Origin of the sequence: uncultured Albimonas sp., from assembly GCF_963977235.1 — a bacterium.
GTDB lineage: Bacteria > Pseudomonadota > Alphaproteobacteria > Rhodobacterales > Rhodobacteraceae > Albimonas.
In genome coordinates, this window is the sequence record NZ_CAXBOD010000077.1 from 1 (window position 1) to 17,698 (window position 17,698).

A 17,698-nucleotide genomic window follows, 5' to 3' on the forward strand; every position below is an offset into this window, starting at 1 on the left:
CTGATCGGCATCCGCGAGAGACGGCTCCGGAGAACAGGCGCTTTGCGAGGGGTGTTCGGGCGTTGCGCCCTGGGCGCCTGGAGCGGGGAGGGGGGGCGCGGTCGGTTGCGCGGGGGGCGCGCCGCTGGCAGAACCGGGGGGCGCCGGAGCGGCGGCGCGGGAGCCGGACACAGCATGAACGCGCAGAGCAGCAGGAGCCCCTCGCGGGCGCGGACCTCCGCGCCGCGAAAGGCGGCGGCGAAGGCCGAGCGGGCGGATGACGCCGCCGGCGACGCGGCGCCCGCCAAGGGCGCGGCGGGCGGGCGCAAGGCCGGCAAGACGGGCGCGGCGGCCGGCGCCGGCGCCGGCGCGAAGGGAGGCGCCGGCGCGAAGGCGGGCGGCAGGGCCTCGCGCGGCGGCAAGGGCGGCGGCGGGCGCCGGGGCGGCGCGGCCGCGGCGATGGCCGAGCGCGTGGTGTGGTCGAAGCGCGCCTGGGCGCTGCTGGCGGGGCTCGCGCTGTTGCGCCTTGCGCTGAACGCGCTGGGGTTGATCCCGGTGCATTTCGACGAGGCGCAGTACTGGGCCTATGGGCGCGAGATGGCCGCGGGCCACTATTCCAAGCCGCCGCTGGTGGGGTGGCTGATCCTGGTCTCGACCGGCGTGCTGGGGGACACCGCCTTCGCGCTGCGCTTCTTCGCGCCGCTGGCGCACCTCGCGGTCGGGGCCGGCGTGTTCCTGGCCGCCCGGCGCCTGTTCGACGCGCGCACGGGGTTCTGGGCGGCGCTGCTGTATTCCGCGGCGCCGGGGGTCTCGATCTCGGCCGGGCTGATGACCACGGACCCGGTGATGATGGCGGGCTGGGCGCTGGCGCTCTGCGCGCTGGTCCGGGTGATGGAGGTCCAGCCGGGGCCGAAGACCGCCGAGCCATGGCTGTGGTGGGCGCTGGTCGGCGCGGGCGGGGGCCTGGGGATGCTCGCCAAGTATACCGCCATCGCCCTGCCGCTGGGGCTGCTGGGCTATGTGATCTTCTCGCGCGAGGGGCCGCTGTCGTCCTCGCGCCGGCGCGGGGCGGGGCTGGCGGCGGCGGTGGCGCTGCTGGTCCTTTCGCCCAACATCGTGTGGAACGCGGCGCATGGCTTTGTCACCGTCACCCACCTGGGCGAGAACGCCGAGGTCGGGCGCGGCGGCCTGGCCCATCCCGGCGCCCTGGCCGAGTTCGTGGGCGCGCAGCTGGGGGTCATCGGCCCGGTCGCCTTCCTGGCCGTGGTCGCGGCGCTGGTCACGCTGCCCCTCGATCCCGCCCGCCGCGGCGACTGGCGCGAGCGGCTGCTGGCCTGGTCGGCGGCCCCCCTGTTGCTTGCGATGTGCGTGCAGGCCTTCCTCAGCTCGGCCAACGCCAACTGGGCGGCGCCGGCCTATGTGGGCGGCTCGATCCTCGCCGCGCGCTGGCTGCTGGCGCGGTCCTGGGGGGAGCTGGCGGGCAAGGTCCAGGCCGGGATCGGCATCGCCGCGGTGGTCGTGGTCTTCGCGCTGGGCGGGGTCTACGACATCTGGGCGCGCGACCTTCCCCGTTTCGCCGACCCGTTCAAGAAGATGCGCAACGGCGGCCCGTTCTGCGAGGCGGCGCTGAGCGCGATGGAGGGCGAGGGCGCGCAGGTGCTGCTGTCCAACGACCGCCGCCGCCTGTCCGAGTGCCTGTTCGAGGGCGGCATGGACTTCAAGGACGTGGCCGTCTGGGACCCGGACGGCGTCCCCTCGAACCATTTCGAGTTCCGCTCCCGCCTCGCCCCGGGCGACGCCCGCCTGATGCTGCTGGCGGTCGAGAGCGAGGAGCAGGGCCAGGAGATCGCCGACCGCTTCGCCTGGGCGGTCCCCGTCGGCTCGGGCGAGTTCGCCACCCATGCCGACCGCAGCGTGCGCTACGTGCTGTGGGCGGTCGAGGGGTTCGAGGGCTACTGAGCCGCCCGCAGCCCCCGGGGCCAGGCCCCCGGGGCCAAGCCTTCGGGGGCGGGCGGCGCGGGCGCTGGCGGTCGCCGCCCCGCCAACCCGAGGCGAGCTGTTCAGAATTCCTCTTTCGCGCTTGCGAGACCGCCCATATGGTCATCCCACGACAGGGCCTGCCCGCAGCGCAGGCGCCGCCGACAGGGAGCCCGCAGAATGACCTCCAAGACCGCCCTTTCCGTCCTCGCCGTCGCCGCGGCCGGCCTCGCCGCCGGGGCCGCGCAGGCGCAGGAGGAGCCCGTCCTCAACGTCTACAACTGGTCGGACTACATCGCCGAGGACACGATCGAGAAGTTCGAGGCGGAGACCGGCATCAAGGTCACCTACGACGTCTTCGATTCCAACGAGGTGCTCGAGACCAAGCTGATGGCCGGCTCGACCGGCTATGACATCGTGGTGCCCACCGGCGATTTCCTCGCCCGCCAGATCGCGGCCGAGATCTACCAGCCGCTCGACAAGTCCAAGCTGCCCAACCTCGAGAACATGGACCCCGAGCTGATGGGGCGTCTCGAGGCCTGGGATCCGGGCGCCGAGCATGCCGTCGTCTACATGTGGGGCACCACCGGCATCGGCTACAACGTGGCCAAGGTCGAGGAGCGGCTGGGCGCCGACGCGCCGACCAACTCCTGGGCGCTGATCTTCGACGAGGCGAACGCGGCCAAGCTCGCCGACTGCGGGATCACCCTGCTCGACGCGCCCACCGAGATCATCTCGGCGGCGATGAACTATCTCGGGCTCGACCCCCGCTCGACCGAGACGGAAGACATCGAGAAGGCCGAGGCGCTGCTCAAGACCATCTCGCCGCATGTGCGCTACTTCCATTCCTCGCAGTACATCAATGACCTGGCCAACGGCGACGTGTGCCTTTCGGTCGGCTGGTCGGGCGACGTGTTCATCGCCCGCGACCGCGCCGACGAGGCCGACAACGGCGTCGAGATCGCCTATGTGATCCCCGACGAGGGCGCCCTTCTGTGGATGGACACGCTGGCGATCCCCGCCGACGCCCCCCACCCCGAGAACGCGCACAAGTTCATCAACTTCGTCATGGACGCGCAGATCACCGCCGACATCACCAACTACGTCTGGTACGCCAACGCCAACACCGCCTCGCTGCCGCTGGTGGACGAGGAGATCACCTCCGACCCCGGCATCTTCCCCACCGAGGCGGCCAAGAAGAAGCTGTGGACGGCCGTGGTCTATGACGCGCGCACCTCGCGCACGGTCAATCGGGCCTGGACCTCGATCAAGACCGGCCAGTAAGGCGATGACCGAGGTGCCCGCGCCCGCGATCCAGACCCAGCGCGCCCCGAAATCGGATCGCGCCTTCATCCGCATCGCGGACGTGGTGAAGACCTTCGACGGCTTCCGGGCCGTCGACAACATCAGCCTCGACGTCGCCGAGGGGGAGATCTTCTGCCTCCTCGGCGGCTCGGGCTCGGGCAAGTCGACCCTGCTGCGGATGCTGGCGGGGTTCGAGACGCTGGATTCGGGGCGGATCGAGATCGACGGCCAGGATATGACCTCGGTTCCCCCCTGGGACCGGCCGGTCAACATGATGTTCCAGTCCTACGCCCTGTTTCCGCACATGAGCGTGGCGAAGAACGTCGCCTATGGCCTGAAGCAGGACCGCATGGGCCGCTCCGAGATCGAGGCCCAGGTGAAGCGGATGCTGGAGCTGGTCAAGCTCGACCATCTCGCGCACCGCAAGCCGCATCAGCTCTCGGGCGGGCAGCGCCAGCGGGTGGCGCTGGCCCGCGCGCTCGCCAAGAAGCCCAAGGCGCTGCTGCTCGACGAGCCGCTGTCCGCGCTCGACAAGAAGCTGCGCGAGGAGACCCAGTTCGAGCTGATGGACATCCAGGAGACGCTGGGCACCACCTTCATCGTGGTCACCCACGACCAGGAGGAGGCGATGACGCTGGGCACCCGCATCGGCGTCATGGACCAGGGGCGGCTGGTGCAGGTGGATGCGCCGCGCGACCTCTACGAATACCCCAAGAACCGCTTCATCGCAGATTTCGTCGGCTCGGTGAACGTGTTCGAGGGCACGGTGAGCGAGGACGAGTCGGCCCATGTGCGCGTCGCCTCGCCGGCGCTGGGCGGCGAGATCTACATCGACCACGGCATGAGCTGCCAGCTCGGCCAGACCGTCTGGGTCGCCGTGCGCCCCGAGAAGCTGCGCCTGCGCCGCGAGGCCCCCGAGACCCCGGTCGGCGGCGCGGCCCGCGGCGTCGTCGAGGACATCGCCTACATGGGCGGGCTGAGCCACTACCGCGTGGTCCTGCCCTCGGGCCAGAGGGTGCGCGCGACGCTCGCCAACCGCGACCGCCACGACGCGGACGCGCCGACCTGGGAGGAGGCGGTCTGGATCTCCTGGCCGCCCGAGGCCGGCGTGGCGCTGCTGTCGTGACCGTGTCGCGGGCGCGCCTTCCCGGAGCGAACGGCCTGCGGGCGCCCTGCGGGCGGGCCTGGCCGCCTCGCGCCCGGGGCGAAGTATTCCCGAACCGGCCGCGGGGCGCGCTCGGCCTGCGGGTCGCCTCCCCCGCGGCCGCGCCGCGCCTTCTGCGGAGGGTCCGCCCATGAACTGGCTTTTCCGCCGCGGCCGGTCCCTGGTCATCGCTGCGCCGACCCTGTGGCTGGGCCTGTTCTTCCTGATCCCCTTTCTGGTGGTGCTGCGGGTCAGCCTGTCCGAGCCCGCCATCGCGCGCCCGCCCTACACCTCGTTGTTCGACTGGGACGAGGGGCTGCTGACGATCACGCTCAATCTGGGCAACTACAGCTACCTGCTCGAGGACGACCTCTATCTCGCGGCCTATCTGAACTCGATCTGGATGGCGGGGGCCTCGACGGTGATCTGCCTGCTGATCGCCTATCCGATGTCGCTGTGGATCGCCCGCTCGCCGATGAAGAACCTGCTGCTGATGCTGGTGATCCTGCCGTTCTGGACCAGCTTCCTGCTGCGGATGTACGCGCTGATCGGGCTGATGAGCCCCACCGGGGTCATCAACTCGGCGCTGGGGCTGGTCGGGCTGGGGCCCGTCACCATGCTGCAGACCGATTTCGCGATCTACATGGGGATGGTCACCGGCTACCTGCCGCTGATGATCCTGCCGCTCTACTCGACGCTCGAGAAGCTGGACGGCGCGCTGCTCGAGGCCTCCCACGACCTTGGCGCGAAGCCCTGGCGGGCGTTCGTGGACGTGACCCTGCCGCTGTCGATGCCCGGCGTGATCGCGGGCAGCCTGCTGGTCTTCATCCCCTCGGTCGGCGAGTACGTGATCCCCGCGCTGCTGGGCGGGCCCGACCAGCTGATGATCGGCAAGACGCTGTGGACCGAGTTCTTCAACAACCGCGACTGGCCGCTGGCCTCGGCGGTGGCGATCGCCATGCTCGCCTTCCTGGTGGTGCCGATCATGTTCGCGCGCAACGCGCTGGGGGTTAAGGACTGATGGGGCGTGAAGGATTGACCCGATGAGCGGCTCCCGCATGTCCGGCCGCGGCCTCTCGCGCTTTGCCCTGCCGCTGGCGGCGGCCTTCGGGTTCGCGGTGCTCTATGTGCCGCTGGCGATCATGGTGATCTACTCGTTCAACGCCTCCAAGCTGGCCTCGGTCTGGGGGGGCTGGTCGGTGAAATGGTATGGCGAGCTGCTGCAGAACGACCAGATCCTGCAGGCCGCCTGGGTCAGCCTGAAGGTGGCCGCGATCTCGGCCACGCTGGGCACGATCTTCGGCTGCCTGATCGGCTACGCGATGTCCCGTTTCGGGCGCTTCCGGCCGCGGCTGCTGCTCTCGGGCATGGCGACCGCGCCGATCGTGATGCCCGACGTGGTCACCGGCCTGTCGCTGCTGCTGCTCTTCATCTCGATGGAGGCGCTGCTGGGCTGGCCGGCCGAGCGGGGCGTGGACACCATCGTCATCGCCCACGCCACCTTCTGCATGGCCTTCGTGGCGGTGATCGTGCAGGCCCGCCTGACCGACGTCGACACCTCGGTCGAGGAGGCGGCGATGGACCTCGGCGCCCGCCAGCCCCGCGTGTTCTTCGACGTGACCCTGCCGATGATGACGCCGGCGCTGGTTGCGGGGTGGCTCCTGAGCTTCACCCTCTCGCTCGACGATCTGGTGATCGCGAGCTTCGTCTCCGGGCCCGGCGCCTCGACCCTGCCGATGGTGGTGTTCTCCAAGGTGCGGCTGGGGGTGACGCCCGAGATCAACGCGCTGGCCACCCTGCTGATCGTGCTGGTGGCGATCTTCGTGGGGCTGGCGGCCTGGCGGATGCGGCGGGCCAGCAAGGGCTGAGGCGCGCGGGGCAGGGGCTGTCGCGTGACGCCCGTGTTCCGCCCTGCGGCGCCGGGACGTCGCACAGCCCCCTCGCGCCGGGCGACGCGGGGGCGTAGGGTGGCGCCGCTTCCCTGCCGCCCGGCAGGGACCCTGAGTCGACCATAACCCGTGGGAGAGACGCCCGTGACCCGTCGCGCCGCCATCGTCGCGCCCCTGCGCACCCCCATCGGCCGCTTCGGCGGCGCCTTCAAGGACCTTCCGGTCGAGGATCTGGGCGGCGCCGCCGCCCGCGCCGTGATCGCGCAGTCGGGCATCGACCCCGCGCGCATCGACGACGTGGTCTTCGCCCAGTCCTACGCCAACTCCGAGACGCCCTGCACCGGCCGCTGGATCGCGCTCGCGGCCGGCCTGCCGGTCGAGGTCCCGGGCATGCAGCTCGACCGTCGCTGCGGCGGCGGCCTGCAGGCCATCGCGACTGCGGCGATGATGGTCCAGACCGGCGCCTGCGACGCCGTGCTCGCCGGCGGGGTCGAGAGCATGAGCCGGATCGAGTACTACTCCAACGACATGCGCTGGGGAAAACGCACGGGCACCGCGCAGTTCTACGACCGCCTCGACCGGGGGCGCGAGCGCTCGCAGCCCGAGGACCGCTTCGGCAAGATCTCGGGGATGATCGAGACGGCCGAGAACCTGGCCCGCGACTACCAGATCGCGCGCGAGGACGCCGACGCCTTCGCCGCCGCCTCCCACGCCAAGGCCCATGCCGCCTGGGAGGAGGGCCGCTTTGCCGGCGAGGTCATCGACGTCGCCGTCCCCCAGCGCAAGGGCGACCCGGTCACGGTGACCCGCGACGAGGGCATCCGCCCCGAGGCGACGGCCGAGAGCCTGGCCAAGCTGCGCGCCATCACCAAGGGCGGCACGGTGACGGCCGGCAACGCCTCCCAGCAGAACGACGCCGCCGCGGCCTGCCTGGTGGTGGCCGAGGACAAGCTGCAGGAGCTGGGGCTCGAGCCGCTGGCCTTCCTGACCGGCTGGGGCGCGGCGGGGTGCGAGCCCTCGCACATGGGCATCGGCCCGGCGCCGGCGACAAAGCGGGTGATGGAGCGCAACGGCCTGACCCTCGACCAGATGGACCTGATCGAGGTGAACGAGGCTTTCGCCTGCCAGGTCCTCTCGGTGCTCAAGGAGTGGGGGATGTCGGCCGACGACCCGCGCCTGAACGTCAACGGCTCGGGCATCTCGCTGGGCCACCCGATCGGGGCCACGGGCGTGCGGATCATGACCACGCTGCTCCACGAGATGAAGCGGCGCGGGGCGAAATACGGCCTCGAGACGATGTGCGTCGGCGGCGGCCAGGGCGTCGCCGCGGTGTTCGAGGCGGCCTGAGGCCGCTCGCCCGCCCGCGGCCTGAAGCGCGTCGGGCCATCAGGCCGACCGCCTGACCCTGCCAGAGCCCGGTTCGGACGTCGCATGGCGGCCGGGCCGGGGGCGCCCCGGGCTTGACCCGGGGCCTCTCAAGGACCGTGCCCCCGGGCTGTCCCCCGTCATTCGAGAAACCACGGGGGCTTGGCCGGCCCGGTCCGCAATCCTCGGGCCGTCGCCGGCCCTGTCTTCCGCTTCGCCCGTGCCGCGTCGCAAGCGTGCGCGCGGCCCGTCAGGCCGGGTCGCCGACCGCTTCGGCGGCCTCGGAGCTGGGGGCGGCCCAGTTCTCGCCGGCCGCCACCAGGCAGGCGAGGCCGTCGGGCATCGACATGATGATCGTCCAGGAGCCGGTCTTGGCCGAGGCGTAGACCTCGACCACCGCCTTGCCGCGCTGCAGGCCGTAGCCGCGCCGGGTCTCGCCATACTTGGCTTTCAGGCGCGAGACGACCTCCGCTCTCGAGCCGCAGGCCGCGCCCTGCACCGGCGTCGCGGGCGGCGTCGCAGACTGGGCCGCCGCGGGTTCCGCAGGCGCGACGGCCGCGGCCGCAAGCACCCCCAGCGACAGCGCCGCCGCGAGGCCGGAGGGCGCGGAGACGCCCCCCGTCAGTCGTCGCCCCGCCGCGCGGATCGCGCGGCCGGCAAGCGCAAGGGCGCGGGCGATCGCCCGGCCGGAGGGGCGGGGGGAAGGGGCGGGGCGGAGTTCGGCGTCGCGAGTCATGGCATCACCTCTGCGCTGGGCGCCGGGCGCCGCCGGGGCCCGGACCCCCGAGCCGCCGACCGATCCGGTCAGGCGCCGGTGCTCGGGTCGACGGATCGATCGCCGGGGTCGCCCCCCGCCCCCGCGCCTGCGGCTGGGTCGGGAGGCCGCCGATCCCGGCGACGGCCTGACGTGACGATGCGCGCAAAGGACGAAAACAAGGTTAATCCGCGCCTGCGGCGCCGCAAAAATTGCGCCCGCGCCCCGCCCCGGGCCATCTTCTTGCGCAGCCGCCGCGCGGAGGCTATCCCGCGCAGGCCATCCGACCCCGACGTTTCGCGCCATCAGGAGCCTTCATGTCCGACCTCGCCCGCCCGCGCCGCTCCGTCCTCTACATGCCCGGCGCCAAGGCCCGCGCGCTGGAGAAGGCCCGCGGCCTGCCGGCCGATTCGCTGATCCTCGACCTCGAGGACGCCGTCGGCCCGACCGAGAAGGTCGCCGCCCGCGAGCTGGTCGCGCAGACCCTCAAGGAGGGCGGCTTCGGCCTGCGCGAGGTGACGGTGCGGGTCAACGGCCTCGACACCGAGTGGGGCGAGGACGACATCATGGCGCTCGCCGGCATGGGGCCGGACGCGATCGTGGTCCCCAAGGTGAACTCGGCCGCCGACCTGCATGCGGTCGAGGCGCTGATGGACAAGGCCGGGGCCCCGGCCTCGACCAGGATCTGGGCGATGATGGAGACCCCGATCGGGATTCTGAACGCCAAGGAAATCGCCGCGGCGACCCCGCGGCTGGGCTGCTTCGTGATGGGCACCAACGACCTGGTCAAGGAGCTGGGCGCCCTGCACACCGAAGGCCGGGCCGAGGTGGCGACATCGCTGGGCCTGTGCCTGCTGGCGGCGCGCGCCTATGGGCTCGCGATCCTCGACGGGGTCTACAACGGTTACCAGGACGCCGAGGGCAATCGCGCGGCCTGCCGGATGGGCCGCGAGATGGGCTTCGACGGCAAGACCCTGATCCACCCCGCCCAGCTGGACATCGCCAACGAGGAATTCGGACCCTCGCAGGCGGATGTGGAGCTTGCGAAACGCCAGGTGGCGGCGTTCGAAGAGACCCGCGCCAAGGGCGAGGCCGTGGCGGTGGTCGACGGCAAGATCGTCGAGAACCTGCATGTCGAGACGGCCAGGAAGCTGATCGCGCAGGCCGAGGCGATCGCGAAGATGCAGGCGGGGTGACGGCGGGCGACCGGGGGAGCCTCGCGAGGCGGGGCTCGCTCGGGCTGCGCGGCCAGGGGCCGCGGGAAGGCCGCTTCTGAACTCACCAGAGAACAGAGGCCGCGCCTGTTCTCCGAAGCCGCCCCTCGCTGTTGATGCCTGAGCGACTCGCCCGCCCCGGTCAAGGACAAGCCCCTTCGGGGTCGCTTCGCGATCCCTGACCGGGGCGGACGAGTCGCTCTGATCGGCATCAGCGACGGACGGCTCCGGAGAACAGGCGCTCGCGGCGGTTTCGGGCGGGGCGCCGGGGGCGTGTGGCAGACGTCGCGCTCAGAATTCGGCGGCGAAGACGGCGATCCACAAGGGCTGGTCGTCGGAGACGAGGCCGAGACGGGGGTAGCGGGCCTCGGCGGCGCCGATGAGGGTGGTCGCGGGGTCGAGGTTGTTGGCGCGGTGGCCGGGCGAGCCCTGCCAGGCGGCGACGGCGGCTTCGGCGTCGGGCTGGCCCATGGCGATGTTCTCGGCGGCGAGCCGCGGGGTCAGGGCCTGGCGCATCACCCGCTCCATCGGCAGGGAGCTGTCGGAGCCCGCATGGTCGAAGGCGCCGTTGCTCAGCAGGTCCGCGGCATGGGCCATGGCCGCGGCGGTCAGCGCGGGGTGGGGGGCGAGCGGGGGGAGGCCCGCCTCGGCCCGCGCGGCGTTGATCCCGGCCTCGAGCGCGGGACAGGGGCGGGGGGCGAGGGTCATCGCGCCGCGATCCCCGCGAAACTCTTCGCCCGCCAGGCGCCCCGGGGGCCTTTCCCTGCCGGGCGCGGCGAGGCATTCTGCGCGCAAATCGAGACCGACAGGGAACCGGGGGACCACACCATGAAACGCTCCATCCTCTCCGCGGCGATCGCCGCGCTGATCGCGGCCGCGCCAACGCTGGGCGGCGCCGCGGCCGAAGTGAAGATCGGCATGATCACCACGCTCTCGGGCGGGGGCTCGCATCTGGGCATCGACGCCCGCGACGCCTTCATGCTCGCGGTCGAGGAGGCCGGCAACCCCGAGGTCGTCGTGATCGAGAAGGACGACGCCCAGAAGCCCGATGTGGCCAAGAGCCTGGCCGACGAGCTGATCCAGAAGGACAAGGTCGACATCCTGACCGGCATCATCTGGTCGAACCTCGCCATGGCCGTGGTGCCGGGCACGGTGCGCCAGGGGGTGTTCTACGTCTCGGTCAACGCGGGGCCCAGCCAGCTCGCCGGCGCGGGCTGCCACGAGAACTACTTCAACGCCGCCTACCAGAACGACAACCTGCATGAGGCGATGGGCGCCTACATGAAGGAGCAGGGCTTCGAGAAGCCGTTCATCCTCGCCCCCAACTACCCCGCCGGCAAGGACAGCCTGACCGGGTTCAAGCGGCTCTATGAGGGCGAGCCGGTCGCCGAGATCTACACCCAGCTCGGCCAGACCGACTATGCCGCCGAGATCGCGCAGATCCGCGCCTCGGGGGCGGATTCGGTGTTCTTCTTCCTGCCGGGCGGCATGGGCATCTCGTTCATGAAGCAGTACGCGGGCGCGGGCGTCGACATCCCCGTGTTCGGCCCGGCCTTCTCCTTCGACGAGATCATCCTGGGCGCCGTCGGCGACGCGGCCATCGGCGTGAAGAACACCGCCGAGTGGAGCCACGACCTCGACAACGCCAAGTCGAAGGCCTTCGTCGAGGCGTTCCGCGCCAAGTACGACCGCACGCCCACGATCTACGCGGCCCAGGCCTATGACGCGGCGAACCTGATCCTTTCGGCGATCGACAAGGCCGATCCCTCGGACAAGGACGCCTTCCGCGCGGCCCTGAAGGCGGCGGAGTTCGACTCGGTGCGCGGCGCGTTCAAGTTCGGCAACAACAACCACCCGATCCAGGACATCTACGTCCGCGAGGTGGTCGCCGGCGAGGGCAAGCCGACCAACAAGCTGATCGGCGTTGCGGTCTCGCAGCGCCAGGACGTCTACGCCGCCGAGTGCCCGCTGCAGTAAGCGCGGCGGCGCCCAGACCCGGCCCGCCTCCGACCCCCTCGCGGGGCCGGGGGCGGGCCACTCCGCTCCGGAACCCTCGATGACCGACGCCTCCTCCCCCGCCGTCGCAACCCGGCTGACGCGCCGCACGCCCTGTGTGGACGGCTATCTGCGCCTGCGCGACGCCGCGGGGCTGAGCCCCTGTCCCCGCGCCGCCGCCGAGCGCGGCCTGCCCAACACGCTGATCGGCGTGGTGGTCGAGACCGCGGGGCAGGGCGAGCCGCCGCGCGCCGTCGGCATGGGCCGGATCGTAGGTGTCGGAGGGCTTTTCGCGCAGGTGACCGACATCGCGCTCGAGCCCGCGCTCCGGGGCCTGGGCCTGTGCCGGGGCCGGGGCCTCGGCGAGGCGATCATGACGTTCCTGATGCAGGTCGCGAAGGCGGAACTTTCGGCCGGGCTCTACCTCAGCCTGATGGCGGACCCGCCCGCAGACCGGCTCTACGCCCGCCACGGCTTCGCGCCGGCGGCGCCCCGCTCGATCGGCATGGCGCAGCGGCTGGGATGACGGGCGCCCTCCTGATCGAGCAGCTGCTGAACGGGGTGCAGCTCGGGGTGATGCTGTTCCTGGCCGCGGCGGGGCTGACGCTGGTGTTCGGGGTGATGGGGCTGATCAACCTCGCCCATGGCTCGCTGTTCATGACCGGCGCCTTCGTCTGCGCCTGGGTGGCGGGGAGCACCGGCTCCTTCTGGCTGGGGCTTGTCGCCGGGGCGCTGGCCGCCGCCGCCGCGGGGGCGGTGGTCGAGGTGCTGGTGCTGCGCAGGCTTTACGACCGCGACCACCTCGACCAGGTGCTGGCGACCTTCGCGCTGATCCTGGTGTTTTCCGAGGGCGCGCGCTGGATCTTCGGGCCGCAGCCCCTGTGGCTGGACGTCCCCGAGGCGCTGCAGGGCGCCGTGGCGCTGCCCGGAGGCGCGGCCTATCCGGTCTATCGCCTGGCGATCATCGGGGCGGGGATCGCGGCCGCGGCGCTGCTGTGGCTGCTGATCTCGCGCACCCGGATGGGCATGCGGATTCGGGCGGGCGAGTCCGACCGCGAGATGATCGGGGCGCTGGGGGTGAACATCGCCGTGCTCTACACCGCCGTCTTCGCGCTGGGCGCGGGGCTGGCGGGCTTTGCCGGCGCCATGGTCGGCGCGCTGCAGTCGGTGCAGGTGGGAATGGGAGAACCCGTGCTGATCCTCGCCTTCGTGGTCATCGTCATCGGGGGCATCGGCTCGATCAAGGGGGCGCTGGTGGGGGCCCTGCTGGTCGGCGTGGTCGACACGCTGGGGCGGGTGTTCCTGCCGATGGGCTTCGCGGCCTTCCTGCCGCCCTCCGAGGCCTCGGGCGTCGGCGCGGCCGTGGCCTCCCTCCTGATCTACCTGCTGATGGCCGGCGTGCTGATCTGGCGGCCCAAGGGACTGTTTCCCGCAGATGGCTGAGACCGCAACGCCCCCCGCGCGCAGCCGCGCCGCCTGGCGCGAGCCGCTGGTCAGCCTCGCGCTGCTGGGCCTGCTGGCCGGCGCCGCGATCTGGGCCGATGCGGCCGGGGAGCCCTATTACGTCAACCTCGCCTCGCGCATCGCGATCCTGGCGATGGCCGGCGCCGGGCTGAACCTGGCGCTGGGCTTCGGGGGCATGGTCAGCTTCGGCCATGCCGCCTTCTTCGGTCTGGGGGGCTACGCCGCCGGCATAGCCGCCCATCATGCGATGAACTACGAGCCGGTCTTCTCCTGGCCCTTCGTGATCGAGGCCTCCGACCGGATGCCCCCGATCTGGCTGGCGGGGATGGCGATGGCGGGGCTGGCGGGGTTGGCGATCGGCGCGCTCAGCCTGCGCACCTCGGGCGTCTATTTCATCATGATCACGCTCGCGTTTGCGCAGATGGTCTATTACTTCGCCGTCTCCTGGCCGGCCTACGGGGGCGAGGACGGGCTGTCGATCTATGTGAGGAACGGGTTTCCCGGGCTCGACAGCTACGATCCGCTCAGCTTCTTCGCGCTGGCCTTCGCGGGGCTGCTGGTGGCGATGGGTATCACGCGTGTGCTGGTGTCCTCGCGCTTCGGGGCCGCGCTGACCATGGCGCGGCTGAACGAGACGCGGCTGGCGACCGCCGGCATCCGCCCCTTCCCGATCCGGCTGACCGCGTTTGCGATCTCGGCGGTGCTGACCGGCTGGGCGGGGGCGCTCTACGCCGATCTCAACGGCTTCGTCTCTCCCGCGATGATGTCCTGGCACATGTCGGGAGAGCTGATCGTGTTCTGCATCCTGGGCGGGGTCGGGCGCCTGGCGGGGCCGGTCGCCGGGGCCGCGGCCTGGGTCCTGCTCGAGACCTTCCTGGGCGGCGCGACCGAGCGCTGGCCCTTCTTCCTCGGCCTCGCCCTGCTGGCGGTGGTGCTGTTCTTCCGCGGCGGCATCGTCGGCGCCCTGGCGGGCAGGCCCCGCGATGGCTGAGCCCGCCCCCGCTCCCGCCCTCGCCGTCCACGGCCTGTGCAAGGCGTTCGGCGGCCTGACCGCCACCGATGCGGTCAGCCTCGACCTGCGCCCGGGCGAGATCCACGCCCTGATCGGGCCGAACGGAGCGGGCAAGTCCACGCTGATCGGGCAGATCGCCGGCTGGATCGCGCCCGACGCGGGACGGATCGAGCTGGGCGGCCGGGACGTCACCGCGCTCGACGTCGCGGCGCGCGCGCGGCTGGGACTGGGGCGCAGCTTCCAGGTGTCCTCGCTGGCCGGGCCGCTGTCGGCCCGGCGCAACGCGATGATCGCGGCGCAGGCGCGCCAGGGCTCCAGCTTTCGCTTCCTGCGCCCGGTGTCGCGCGACCGGTCCCTGCGCGAGGCGGCGGACGCCGCGCTTGCCCGCGTCGGTCTGCTGGCCCGCGCCGACATCCCCGCCGCCGAACTCTCCCACGGCGAGCGGCGCCTACTGGAGGTCGCCTGCGCCCTCGCGCTCGGCCCGAAGGCCCTGCTGCTGGACGAGCCGATGGCGGGTCTGGGGATGGAGGGCTCGGCCCAGCTCGGCGACCTGCTCGAGGCGCTGAAGGCCGAGGCGCCGATCCTGCTGGTCGAGCACGACATGGACGCCGTCTTCCGCCTTGCCGACCGGATCTCGGTGCTGGTGTCGGGGCGGGTGATCGCCTCGGGCCCGGTCGAGGCGATCCGCGGCGACCCGGAGGTGCGCCGCGCCTACCTCGGCGAGGACTGAGGCGCCCGCCCCCCTGATCCTGCCCTTACTGGTCCTGATCGGGCAGTTCGGCCGAGGGAATGATCGGGAAGAACTCGCCGCCCGAGCGCACGCCGAACCAGTTTTCGCCGTCCCGCTCCTGATGCTCGCAGATCTCGACCAGCCGGTAGAAGCTCTTGCGGTCGATCAGGGCCTCGAGGTTGGCGCGCACCAGGACATAGGGGCTGGGCTCGCCGGTCTCGGGGTCGCGGGCGACGCGGATCGGGTGCTCGGCGCCGGCGGGGGCCTCGTCCTCGACGTTGGTCACGAAAGTCAGGGCCTGGTCGGGGCCGCCGGGATCCTCGACCCGGAAGTCGATCGCCACGAACGGCGCGTCGTCCACGGTGATCCCGATCTTCTCGACCGGGGTGACGAGGAAGAAGTCGTCCCCGTCCTTGCGCAGCACGCTGGCGAACAGCGCCACCAGCGCCGGGCGGCCGATGGGGGTGCCCAGGTACCACCAGGTTCCGTCGCGGGCGATGCGCATGTCGAGGTCGCCGCAGAACGGCGGGTTCCACAGGTGCACCGGTGCGGGGCCGCGCTTCTTGCCCAGCGTCTGGATGGATTTCGCGAGCCCGTCGGCGTTGGGCGCCTCCGATGACGGGCGCCTCGCGAGGTCTTGATCCGTCTCGGCCATGGTTCTCCTCCCGTTCGCGGCGCCGCGGCGCCGGCGCTCTTGGACAAGCTAGGTCCGGCGCTTACTCTTTTCAAAGGATGTCGCGGTCAGGATGCCGAATCCTCCGCGGCGCACGGGCGACGCGCGCCGTCGCGACACGCCCCCTGAACGGAGAGGCCCCATGACCGACGCCCCCGCCCCCGAGACGCCCGGCGACCTCCTCGCCGAGATCGAGGCGCTGGGCGCCACCCTCGGGCGCGCCCGCGCCCAGATCGGACGGCGCGTCATCGGGCAGGAGACGGTGGTGGACCTGGCGCTGAACGCGCTGCTCTCGGGCGGGCATGCGCTGCTGGTCGGCGCGCCGGGCCTGGCCAAGACGCGGCTGGTTGAGACGCTGGGCGGGGTCATGGGCCTGAACGCCGCGCGCGTGCAGTTCACGCCGGACCTGATGCCCGCCGACATCCTCGGCGCCGAGGTGCTCGAGCAGGACGCCCATGGCGGGCGCGCCTTCCGCTTCATCCAGGGTCCGATCTTCTGCCAGCTCTTGATGGCCGACGAGATCAACCGCGCCTCGCCGCGCACCCAGTCCGCGCTTCTGCAGGCGATGCAGGAGAAGGAGGTGACGGTCGCGGGCGCCAACCGTCCCCTGCCGCGGCCGTTCCATGTGCTCGCCACCCAGAACCCCATCGAGCAGGAGGGGACGTACCCTCTGCCCGAGGCGCAGCTCGACCGGTTCCTGCTGCAGATCGACGTCGACTACCCCAAGCTCGACGCCGAACGCGCGATCCTGATGGCCACGACCGGTCTCGACGATGCGGTGGCCGAGGGCGTGTTCGACGCCGCCTCGCTGCTCGCCGCCCAGAAGCTGATCCGCCGGATGCCGGTGGGCGAGAGCGTGGTGGACGCGATCCTGACGCTGGTCCGCTGCGCCCGCCCCGGAGAGCCCGAGGCGACCGAGACAGTCAACCGCTCGGTCGCCTGGGGGCCCGGCCCCCGCGCGGCGCAGGCGCTGATGATGGCGGTGCGCGCCAAGGCGGTGCTGGAACAGCGGCTGGTGCCCTCGGTCGCCGACGTGGTCGCGCTGGCCCGCCCGACGCTGAAGCACCGCATGGCGCTGACCTTCGCCGCCAAGGCCGAGGGTCAGACCGTCGAGGCGGTGATCGACGGGCTCGTCGCCCACGCCGCCGAACATGAGGCCGTCGCGTGAGCCGCGCCCCGGCGTCCACGACGACTCCCGACCGGGGCAGCCCGGCCTGGCTGCGCCGCGACGCCGAGCAGATCTCGGGCGCGCTGCCGCCGCTGCTGGCCGAGGCGCAGCGTCTGGCGGCCTCGACCGTGCCGGGCGTGCACGGGCGCCGCCGATCCGGTCCCGGCGAGACCTTCTGGCAGTATCGCCACGCCATGCCCGGCGACCCCGCCACCGCCATCGACTGGCGCCGTTCGGGCCGCTCGGACGCGCATTACATCCGGGAGATGGAGTGGGAGGCGGCGCAGACCGTCTCGATCTGGGCCGATCCGGCGCGCGCGATGGACTATGTCTCGGATCACGCGCCGCGCACCAAGGGCGAGCGGGCGCGCCTGCTGGCGCTGGCGCTGGGCGTGCTGCTGATCCGCGGAGGCGAGCGCACGAGCCTGCTCGGCACGCTCGCCGAGCGCCCGGCCACCGGCGAGCCGCAGCTGATGCGGATGGCGATCGAACTCGCCAGGGCCGCGCCCGAGGAGACGCGGCCCGACTTCGGCGCGCCGCCGCGCACGGCGCTCGCCGCCGGGGGCAAGGCGGTGTTCCTGTCCGATTTCATGGGCCCGCGGGAGGAGATCTTTCCCGCCCTGATCCACGCGGCCGAGCGCGGCGTCTCGGGCGCCTACGTGCAGATCGTCGATCCGGCCGAGGAGAGCTTCCCCTTTGACGGTCGCCTGGTGCTGCGCTCGCTGGGCGGCACGGTGGAGTTCGAGACGCATCGCGCCCGCGGCCTGCGCGAGGCGTATCTGGAGAAACTGGCCGCCCGGCGCGCCGACCTGATGGACACCGCGCGCAACTGCGGCTGGCGCTGCCTGATCCACCGCACCGACGAAAGCCCCAGAAAGGCCCTGCTCTGGCTCTATGCCGCCATCGGGGACGCGTGACCGCGGCGTCGTCCCCCGCGCGGGCAAGCCCCCCGCCCACCCACCCGGGCTCGCCCGCGCGGGGGACGACGCCGCTCAGGCGGGCGCAGGCGCCGGCTGCGGCCGGGCAGGG

At 72.2% G+C, this 17,698-nt stretch carries 17 protein-coding genes; 14 read left to right on the top strand and 3 right to left on the bottom strand.

Features of this window, described 5'->3' with window-relative positions; genetic code table 11:
- Nucleotides 1-174: 174 nt before the first annotated feature.
- The 6 genes from AAC134_RS21375 to AAC134_RS21400 all read left to right on the top strand — a co-directional run bounded on the left by AAC134_RS21375 (nucleotide 175) and on the right by AAC134_RS21400 (nucleotide 7,641).
- Nucleotides 175-1,938 (top strand): glycosyltransferase family 39 protein, encoded by a 1,764-nt coding sequence (locus AAC134_RS21375; RefSeq protein WP_339951377.1) that lies wholly within the window; start codon nucleotides 175-177, stop codon nucleotides 1,936-1,938.
- Nucleotides 1,939-2,136: 198 nt separating this feature from the next.
- Nucleotides 2,137-3,240 (top strand): polyamine ABC transporter substrate-binding protein, encoded by a 1,104-nt coding sequence (locus tag AAC134_RS21380; RefSeq protein ID WP_339951379.1) that lies wholly within the window; start codon nucleotides 2,137-2,139, stop codon nucleotides 3,238-3,240.
- A 4-nt stretch (nucleotides 3,241-3,244) separates the two neighbouring features.
- Nucleotides 3,245-4,387, top strand: a complete 1,143-nt coding sequence (locus tag AAC134_RS21385) for an ABC transporter ATP-binding protein (protein WP_339951381.1) — start codon at nucleotides 3,245-3,247, stop codon at nucleotides 4,385-4,387.
- Nucleotides 4,388-4,556: 169 nt separating this feature from the next.
- Nucleotides 4,557-5,426, top strand: a complete 870-nt coding sequence (locus tag AAC134_RS21390) for an ABC transporter permease subunit (protein ID WP_339951383.1) — start codon at nucleotides 4,557-4,559, stop codon at nucleotides 5,424-5,426.
- Between the two features lie 22 nt (nucleotides 5,427-5,448).
- The gene (locus AAC134_RS21395) at nucleotides 5,449-6,273 is read left to right on the top strand and encodes an ABC transporter permease subunit (RefSeq protein WP_339951385.1); all 825 of its coding nucleotides are present in this window, start codon (nucleotides 5,449-5,451) and stop codon (nucleotides 6,271-6,273) included.
- A gap of 165 nt (nucleotides 6,274-6,438) precedes the next feature.
- Nucleotides 6,439-7,641, top strand: a complete 1,203-nt coding sequence (locus tag AAC134_RS21400; protein ID WP_339951387.1) for an acetyl-CoA C-acetyltransferase — start codon at nucleotides 6,439-6,441, stop codon at nucleotides 7,639-7,641.
- Between the two features lie 268 nt (nucleotides 7,642-7,909).
- On the opposite strand, the gene AAC134_RS21405 is transcribed toward AAC134_RS21400, so the two are convergent.
- Nucleotides 7,910-8,395: a hypothetical protein gene (locus AAC134_RS21405; RefSeq protein WP_339951389.1), complete on the bottom strand. Its 486-nt coding sequence runs from the start codon at nucleotides 8,393-8,395 to the stop codon at nucleotides 7,910-7,912.
- A 335-nt stretch (nucleotides 8,396-8,730) separates the two neighbouring features.
- On the opposite strand from AAC134_RS21405, the gene AAC134_RS21410 reads away from it, so the two are divergent.
- Nucleotides 8,731-9,609, top strand: a complete 879-nt coding sequence (locus AAC134_RS21410; RefSeq protein WP_339951391.1) for a CoA ester lyase — start codon at nucleotides 8,731-8,733, stop codon at nucleotides 9,607-9,609.
- A 309-nt stretch (nucleotides 9,610-9,918) separates the two neighbouring features.
- On the opposite strand, the gene AAC134_RS21415 is transcribed toward AAC134_RS21410, so the two are convergent.
- Nucleotides 9,919-10,335, bottom strand: coding sequence for a CAP domain-containing protein (locus tag AAC134_RS21415; RefSeq protein ID WP_339951393.1), 417 nt, complete (start codon nucleotides 10,333-10,335; stop codon nucleotides 9,919-9,921).
- Nucleotides 10,336-10,455: 120 nt separating this feature from the next.
- Between AAC134_RS21415 and AAC134_RS21420 the strand changes: the two genes are divergently transcribed.
- The 5 genes from AAC134_RS21420 to AAC134_RS21440 all read left to right on the top strand — a co-directional run bounded on the left by AAC134_RS21420 (nucleotide 10,456) and on the right by AAC134_RS21440 (nucleotide 14,828).
- Nucleotides 10,456-11,604 (top strand): ABC transporter substrate-binding protein, encoded by a 1,149-nt coding sequence (locus tag AAC134_RS21420; protein ID WP_339951395.1) that lies wholly within the window; start codon nucleotides 10,456-10,458, stop codon nucleotides 11,602-11,604.
- A gap of 79 nt (nucleotides 11,605-11,683) precedes the next feature.
- Nucleotides 11,684-12,148 (top strand): GNAT family N-acetyltransferase, encoded by a 465-nt coding sequence (locus tag AAC134_RS21425; protein ID WP_339951397.1) that lies wholly within the window; start codon nucleotides 11,684-11,686, stop codon nucleotides 12,146-12,148.
- Nucleotides 12,145-13,065, top strand: coding sequence for a branched-chain amino acid ABC transporter permease (locus AAC134_RS21430; RefSeq protein WP_339951399.1), 921 nt, complete (start codon nucleotides 12,145-12,147; stop codon nucleotides 13,063-13,065). Before AAC134_RS21425 ends, AAC134_RS21430 begins: the two co-directional genes overlap by 4 nt.
- Entirely contained in the window at nucleotides 13,058-14,077 is a 1,020-nt protein-coding gene (locus AAC134_RS21435) for a branched-chain amino acid ABC transporter permease (protein WP_339951401.1), read from the top strand. The genes AAC134_RS21430 and AAC134_RS21435 overlap by 8 nt, the downstream gene beginning before the upstream one ends.
- Complete coding sequence (locus AAC134_RS21440; RefSeq protein WP_339951403.1) at nucleotides 14,070-14,828, top strand: ABC transporter ATP-binding protein; 759 nt, start codon at nucleotides 14,070-14,072, stop codon at nucleotides 14,826-14,828. Before AAC134_RS21435 ends, AAC134_RS21440 begins: the two co-directional genes overlap by 8 nt.
- A gap of 25 nt (nucleotides 14,829-14,853) precedes the next feature.
- Here the strand turns inward: AAC134_RS21440 and AAC134_RS21445 are convergent, their stop codons facing one another.
- Nucleotides 14,854-15,483 (bottom strand): DUF1285 domain-containing protein, encoded by a 630-nt coding sequence (locus AAC134_RS21445; RefSeq protein WP_339951405.1) that lies wholly within the window; start codon nucleotides 15,481-15,483, stop codon nucleotides 14,854-14,856.
- A gap of 160 nt (nucleotides 15,484-15,643) precedes the next feature.
- Between AAC134_RS21445 and AAC134_RS21450 the strand changes: the two genes are divergently transcribed.
- Both AAC134_RS21450 and AAC134_RS21455 read left to right on the top strand, forming a co-directional pair.
- On the top strand, nucleotides 15,644-16,669 hold the full coding sequence (locus tag AAC134_RS21450; protein ID WP_339951407.1) for a MoxR family ATPase: 1,026 nt from the start codon (nucleotides 15,644-15,646) through the stop codon (nucleotides 16,667-16,669).
- Nucleotides 16,666-17,586, top strand: a complete 921-nt coding sequence (locus tag AAC134_RS21455; RefSeq protein ID WP_339951409.1) for a DUF58 domain-containing protein — start codon at nucleotides 16,666-16,668, stop codon at nucleotides 17,584-17,586. The genes AAC134_RS21450 and AAC134_RS21455 overlap by 4 nt, the downstream gene beginning before the upstream one ends.
- Nucleotides 17,587-17,698: the final 112 nt, after the last annotated feature.

Bases quoted from the DNA above. Each gene is read 5' to 3' on its own strand.
- AAC134_RS21375 (WP_339951377.1), top strand. From the start codon at position 175: ATGAACGCGCAGAGCAGCAGGAGCCCCTCGCGGGCGCGGACCTCCGCG.
- AAC134_RS21380 (WP_339951379.1), top strand. From the start codon at position 2,137: ATGACCTCCAAGACCGCCCTTTCCGTCCTCGCCGTCGCCGCGGCCGGC.
- AAC134_RS21385 (WP_339951381.1), top strand. From the start codon at position 3,245: ATGACCGAGGTGCCCGCGCCCGCGATCCAGACCCAGCGCGCCCCGAAA.
- AAC134_RS21390 (WP_339951383.1), top strand. From the start codon at position 4,557: ATGAACTGGCTTTTCCGCCGCGGCCGGTCCCTGGTCATCGCTGCGCCG.
- AAC134_RS21395 (WP_339951385.1), top strand. From the start codon at position 5,449: ATGAGCGGCTCCCGCATGTCCGGCCGCGGCCTCTCGCGCTTTGCCCTG.
- AAC134_RS21405 (WP_339951389.1), bottom strand. From the start codon at position 8,395: ATGACTCGCGACGCCGAACTCCGCCCCGCCCCTTCCCCCCGCCCCTCC.
- AAC134_RS21410 (WP_339951391.1), top strand. From the start codon at position 8,731: ATGTCCGACCTCGCCCGCCCGCGCCGCTCCGTCCTCTACATGCCCGGC.
- AAC134_RS21415 (WP_339951393.1), bottom strand. From the start codon at position 10,335: ATGACCCTCGCCCCCCGCCCCTGTCCCGCGCTCGAGGCCGGGATCAAC.
- AAC134_RS21420 (WP_339951395.1), top strand. From the start codon at position 10,456: ATGAAACGCTCCATCCTCTCCGCGGCGATCGCCGCGCTGATCGCGGCC.
- AAC134_RS21425 (WP_339951397.1), top strand. From the start codon at position 11,684: ATGACCGACGCCTCCTCCCCCGCCGTCGCAACCCGGCTGACGCGCCGC.
- AAC134_RS21430 (WP_339951399.1), top strand. From the start codon at position 12,145: ATGACGGGCGCCCTCCTGATCGAGCAGCTGCTGAACGGGGTGCAGCTC.
- AAC134_RS21435 (WP_339951401.1), top strand. From the start codon at position 13,058: ATGGCTGAGACCGCAACGCCCCCCGCGCGCAGCCGCGCCGCCTGGCGC.
- AAC134_RS21440 (WP_339951403.1), top strand. From the start codon at position 14,070: ATGGCTGAGCCCGCCCCCGCTCCCGCCCTCGCCGTCCACGGCCTGTGC.
- AAC134_RS21445 (WP_339951405.1), bottom strand. From the start codon at position 15,483: ATGGCCGAGACGGATCAAGACCTCGCGAGGCGCCCGTCATCGGAGGCG.
- AAC134_RS21450 (WP_339951407.1), top strand. From the start codon at position 15,644: ATGACCGACGCCCCCGCCCCCGAGACGCCCGGCGACCTCCTCGCCGAG.